Source organism: Paenibacillus sp. 1-18, from assembly GCF_000520755.1.
GTDB classification, from domain to species: domain Bacteria; phylum Bacillota; class Bacilli; order Paenibacillales; family Paenibacillaceae; genus Paenibacillus; species Paenibacillus brasilensis.
Map to the genome: position 1 here is coordinate 1 of NZ_ASSB01000071.1, position 4,579 is coordinate 4,579.

Consider the following 4,579-nt stretch of genomic DNA (forward strand, 5'->3'; position numbering starts at 1 on the left):
GAACGTTATCTGAAAGATCTGCCCCAGAGAGAGTGAAAGTATTACATTCGCAACGTCCTGTTGCTCGAAGAAATTATACAGATTCATGGGTGGTGTTTTATGAATTCAGGATTTCATGGGAATACATTCGCAGTAATAATAGCAGTGGAAAATTATCAATTTAGAATCAAGACAGTTGATTATGCGAGGAATGATGCAATAGCATTTCAACAATGGCTTATAAATAATCTTAAAGTACCTCAAGAAAATATTAAGCTTTGGCTTGATGTTGATGCGACAAAATCCGCGCTTAATGAAGAACTTCAATATGAGATATCAAATCTTACTGAAAGTGATCGATTTATTTTTTATTATGCTGGTCATGGATTTTATGATGGAGGATATAACAAAATAACAACGTGGGACACTCACCCAAATAATATACAAGAAACTACTGTTTCACTAAACCGAATATTAATGGAGCCACTAAGAAACTCAAGATGTAATCAATGTTTATAGATGCATGTGCGAGTTATATTGATGAGCAATTAGTTAGCAGAGATTTTATTGCTGATATGAATACCAAAGAGTTTAGCGATTTTGTGCGATCAAGCAATTACAGAGCTATGTTTCTGTCATGTTCACGTGGAGAGAAATCATACGGTAGTCCAGAACTAGGACATGGAATATGGACACATTTTCCGATAAAGGTATTAAATGGAGAATCCCCCGAAGCAGTTGAACGTGAACGATTTATTACTAGCACATCATTGCAGAATTATTTAAGCAAAATAGTTCCGGATTATATTAAATCAAGTACAGACATAAGAGGAACTCAAAAACCATGGGCCGAAGTCTCTAGCTCAAATACATTTATTATTTATGAAGTTTCAGGAGCTAATTGTGAAGGAAGTAATAATTATATTGATTTTATATTTATTCCTGAAAGACTTATTATTGATTTTGAAAATGACTTGATAATTGCTTATCTTAGAGGTCTCGAGAATGATGGAAGACATTTTCCAATGTATGATTATGAAGGATTGAAAGAAATAGATGTAGAGGCGTATTGTATAAGGATTAGTAAGGTTAAGAATGAAATAAGAAAGATATTAGAAGAAATTATGGATTTTCTAATGGAGTACGAGTGGGAGGAAGAAGTTATATTTGAGAGAAGTGATGATAAATTCAACATTAGTGCATTTCTTTACGAAGATGACAAAACGAGAGAAATAACTGTTTCTCTGGGGCTATCCTTGAAAATTTCAGGCCTACACCCAATGGGTGATACAATATTTGATTCTGAATTCGACGTTGCTAATGATGAACTTAAAATATATACAGATTCTAGTGATTACAATTTAGAGGAAGTAGAGATTCAAGAAATCTTTTCGGATTGCTGGGATGAAATTAGAAGATATTTTTTGCTTGAAAAGGAAATTGAAAAAGAATTATTAAATGAAATTGACGAGTAAATAGATATTCAGTAATTAAATGTGGGTCGACGTCCTGTCTTAATTCGGAGATGTGGGGCAGATCCATCAGATAACAACATATTCACGCTGCGGCTCCTGGCGGAGCCTTGATCTGCCCGAGGCATTTCGAGGAAGTGAAGTCAGGCAGATAATCCTGCGAACCTAAGTCTGCAAGCGGACCCGGCCGGTCAAGCCGGCCTTAAGGTTCTCGGGTTCGAGAATACAAGAACGTTATGTGAAGTCAACGAAATTATTTAAGGGGTAAACATAATGAAGATAATAAAAAATAAAGAAGAACTTGAAGGCACTTGTTATATTGAAATTTTGCCAGGTAGATACCTTGGTCAATGTTGGAGTGATAATTCAATTTTTTTGACCGAAGAACTATTTGGTTTTATAGAGAAATCAGTTGAAAGTGAACATAGTACATATGATCACTATGCTTTTAATGAGATTCAAAAGGAAACTTGGTGGAGTATCCTGGGGAGATTAGAAAAAATAATAAACCTTCTTGAAGGACAAGCCAAAATGAATACTCTTAAAGAGCACATTGGTTTTTTCTTTGGATACAGTGAAGATGAGTTTATAAAAGATTATGAAAATAATATTGAAAAACTGAGAGAATTAATTAAAGAATTTCAAACATGGATTAAAGAGCAATTGAAATCCCAAGATTACATTTCAGTATTAGGCATCTAGTAAATTCGAGGAAGTTGTTGACATCACATAACATAATATTCAAGCTGCGGCTCCTACGGAGCCTTGGTCTGCGGGATGAATTGCGAAGAGGCATTACAGCTGACAACCCCTTCGGGGTTCATGAATACAGGAAACGTTATCGGAAATCAGTGAGGAATAATTGTTTTAAACATGATACTATTTCCAATAGATTAAATAGTAGAGACTTAGCTATAGATAACATATCAAATGCTTGATCAACTTTAATACGATAAGGAGATCACTATGGAGAACGGATTATTGAATAGGGTTTTACCCTACGTGGGATGGACATTCAATATTAGATACATTAATGAAGATATTTCTAAGCTTATTGATTTTTGCAACGAAATTGAGACATTACATATTCAAAATAAGCTAAATTTAGATATGAGACAAGATTACGCCTTGAAAATATATAATGTTATTTCATTTCAGTTATTAAGTGTACAGGAAAGCGCGGATCTTATGAGTACTGTATATGTGAATTCCAATCACTTAAAATGCATTCTAGGATTACTGGACGAGGCATATTTGAGTTTTTATAGAGGATACTATGCTGCAGCATTATCAGTACTTTTTATAGCTTTAGAAAAATATCTTAGATCAATTTATGGTTGGAAACCAGGAGACAAAAATCCTACATTTGGTGACCTGAAAAACTGTATTTGCCACTTACCAGAACCTGAATCGGCACAGTTAGCAAAAACGATTGTGGATAATGTTTATTCAAAGTACGATTCTCTCAACCCAAACGATTTTTATTTTAATCGTCATTCATTATTGCATGGTTTGTATCGAAAATCAGATTTTGATGAAATGAACTGTGCTCGAATATTTAATTTATTTTCTATATTTGCAAATGCTGAAGGAATTAATAGAAAAGCACATGGTGAAAACATGGAAATGTTTAGAAATAGATATACAATATTTGGAAATTGCAGAAGGGATAAGAATGAACAAATGCTTCTTAACATTAATAATACTTAGATACTAGAAAGTATTCCAAGGAAGTCGCTGACATCCGATAACATAATATTCACGCTGCGGACATTCGTCCTGGGTTCGGCATTCGCCGGACACCCGACATACGTCGGGTCGTGAATACAGGAACGTTATCGGAAATCGCTGGAACACATACAAAAGCAGGAGGAATCAATGGAGGATTTGGAGATTCAGGAGACTATAAACAAATATTGCGAATTGGCTATTAGTTATGCACAAAGCTTCAATTGCAACCTAACCTTTGAAGAACCTTCAATCCACACTGTTGAGGAAATTCTCAATCATAATTGGAACAAGCTTATGAATGCTGATGAGGAAGAGAAGCCGACTGACAATCAAATTTGGTCAATGGCAGTAGTATGGGGAACTTATGTTGGAGAAGTAATGAAGAAGTCGATTGGAGAACCGTGTAAATGGATTTTTGAAGATGGAGAATTATTACTTGAAATAAATAAAATAAAAGCAAATCCAATTATAAAAGCATATAAAAGAATTATTAACGGACCTGAAGATAGTATTGTTTCTTTTTATGATATTGGATGTATGAAACTCAAGGAATATATAAGAACAGGATCTTGGTAGTAGTTCAATGAGGTCAGCAACATCCGATAACATAATGTTCAAGCCGTGGCTCCGTTGGAGCCTTGGTCTGCGGGAAGGATTTCGAAGAGGAATTTCAGCAGACAACCCCTGACGGGGTTCGTGGATACAGAAACGTTATACGACAGAATCAAAAGCAATAGGAAAGAGGATCATATGATCCTCTAGATATTAGAATTTTTCAATTCACTAAAGAGTTGTAGAGCGTCTTTGAAACCTTGTATGTAGATGCTTCTTTCTAAGATGGATTGGAGAGAAATTTGAGCATCTTCGTACAGAAAAACCGTATGTTGAAGTTGATCGGGTAACGCTTCGCGAAGCGTTCTAAAGTATCGATCTGTCTCCGAAGAAAGCTGATTGTACTCCGTATGGTACTCCAGAAGCTCAGCAAAGAGTAATTCTAAACGTATTCTTATAAGTGGTTCTGTCAATGATTCTAATGCATTAATCATATGTTGTTCCTCCTTTAATTAACTTCATAGAGTTATTATATAACCTTATAAAGTTAATTACAAGGTGAATATTTGACTTTGTAGAGTTAAATCTTTGCTTTTCGTTGATGATTACTGATATGGGAGATAAGATAGAATTATGGAGGGGAAAAGATGACCGTAATCAAGTGCAATATAAGGGAACTCATGGCAGAACATCGAATAGATGATATAACAGAATTGATGGCGAAATCGGGATTGAGTCGGAATTCAATTAATAAGCTATATAGGGAAGCGAATATAGAAACAACAAAGCTGGAGACTTTATTCAAGCTTTGCGATACATTTAACTGTAAATTATCTGATTTGATT

The 4,579-nt window shown here is 34.7% G+C and carries 7 protein-coding genes; 6 read left to right on the forward strand and 1 reads right to left on the reverse strand.

What is annotated here, in order from left to right:
• Positions 1-99: 99 nt before the first annotated feature.
• The 5 genes from L693_RS31055 (at position 100) to L693_RS0105080 (ending at position 3,758) form a co-directional block, all read left to right on the forward strand.
• Positions 100-498 carry a caspase family protein gene (locus tag L693_RS31055; RefSeq protein WP_231503528.1) on the forward strand — a complete coding sequence of 133 codons (399 nt, stop codon included), beginning with the start codon at positions 100-102 and terminating at the stop codon, positions 496-498.
• Positions 489-1,454, forward strand: a complete 966-nt coding sequence (locus L693_RS0105065; RefSeq protein ID WP_231503529.1) for a caspase family protein — start codon at positions 489-491, stop codon at positions 1,452-1,454. The genes L693_RS31055 and L693_RS0105065 overlap by 10 nt, the downstream gene beginning before the upstream one ends.
• Before the next feature lie 270 nt (positions 1,455-1,724).
• On the forward strand, positions 1,725-2,153 hold the full coding sequence (locus tag L693_RS0105070; protein WP_025716337.1) for a hypothetical protein: 429 nt from the start codon (positions 1,725-1,727) through the stop codon (positions 2,151-2,153).
• A 264-nt stretch (positions 2,154-2,417) separates the two neighbouring features.
• Complete coding sequence (locus L693_RS0105075; RefSeq protein WP_025716338.1) at positions 2,418-3,161, forward strand: hypothetical protein; 744 nt, start codon at positions 2,418-2,420, stop codon at positions 3,159-3,161.
• A 168-nt stretch (positions 3,162-3,329) separates the two neighbouring features.
• The gene (locus tag L693_RS0105080) at positions 3,330-3,758 is read left to right on the forward strand and encodes a hypothetical protein (RefSeq protein WP_025716339.1); all 429 of its coding nucleotides are present in this window, start codon (positions 3,330-3,332) and stop codon (positions 3,756-3,758) included.
• A 182-nt stretch (positions 3,759-3,940) separates the two neighbouring features.
• Here L693_RS0105080 and L693_RS0105085 read toward each other — a convergent pair whose 3' ends face one another.
• Positions 3,941-4,228, reverse strand: a complete 288-nt coding sequence (locus tag L693_RS0105085) for a DUF6809 family protein (RefSeq protein WP_007431381.1) — start codon at positions 4,226-4,228, stop codon at positions 3,941-3,943.
• A gap of 153 nt (positions 4,229-4,381) precedes the next feature.
• Here L693_RS0105085 and L693_RS0105090 point away from each other — a divergent pair.
• A partial coding sequence (locus tag L693_RS0105090; protein ID WP_025716340.1) for a helix-turn-helix domain-containing protein occupies positions 4,382-4,579 on the forward strand: 198 nt, incomplete at its 3' end.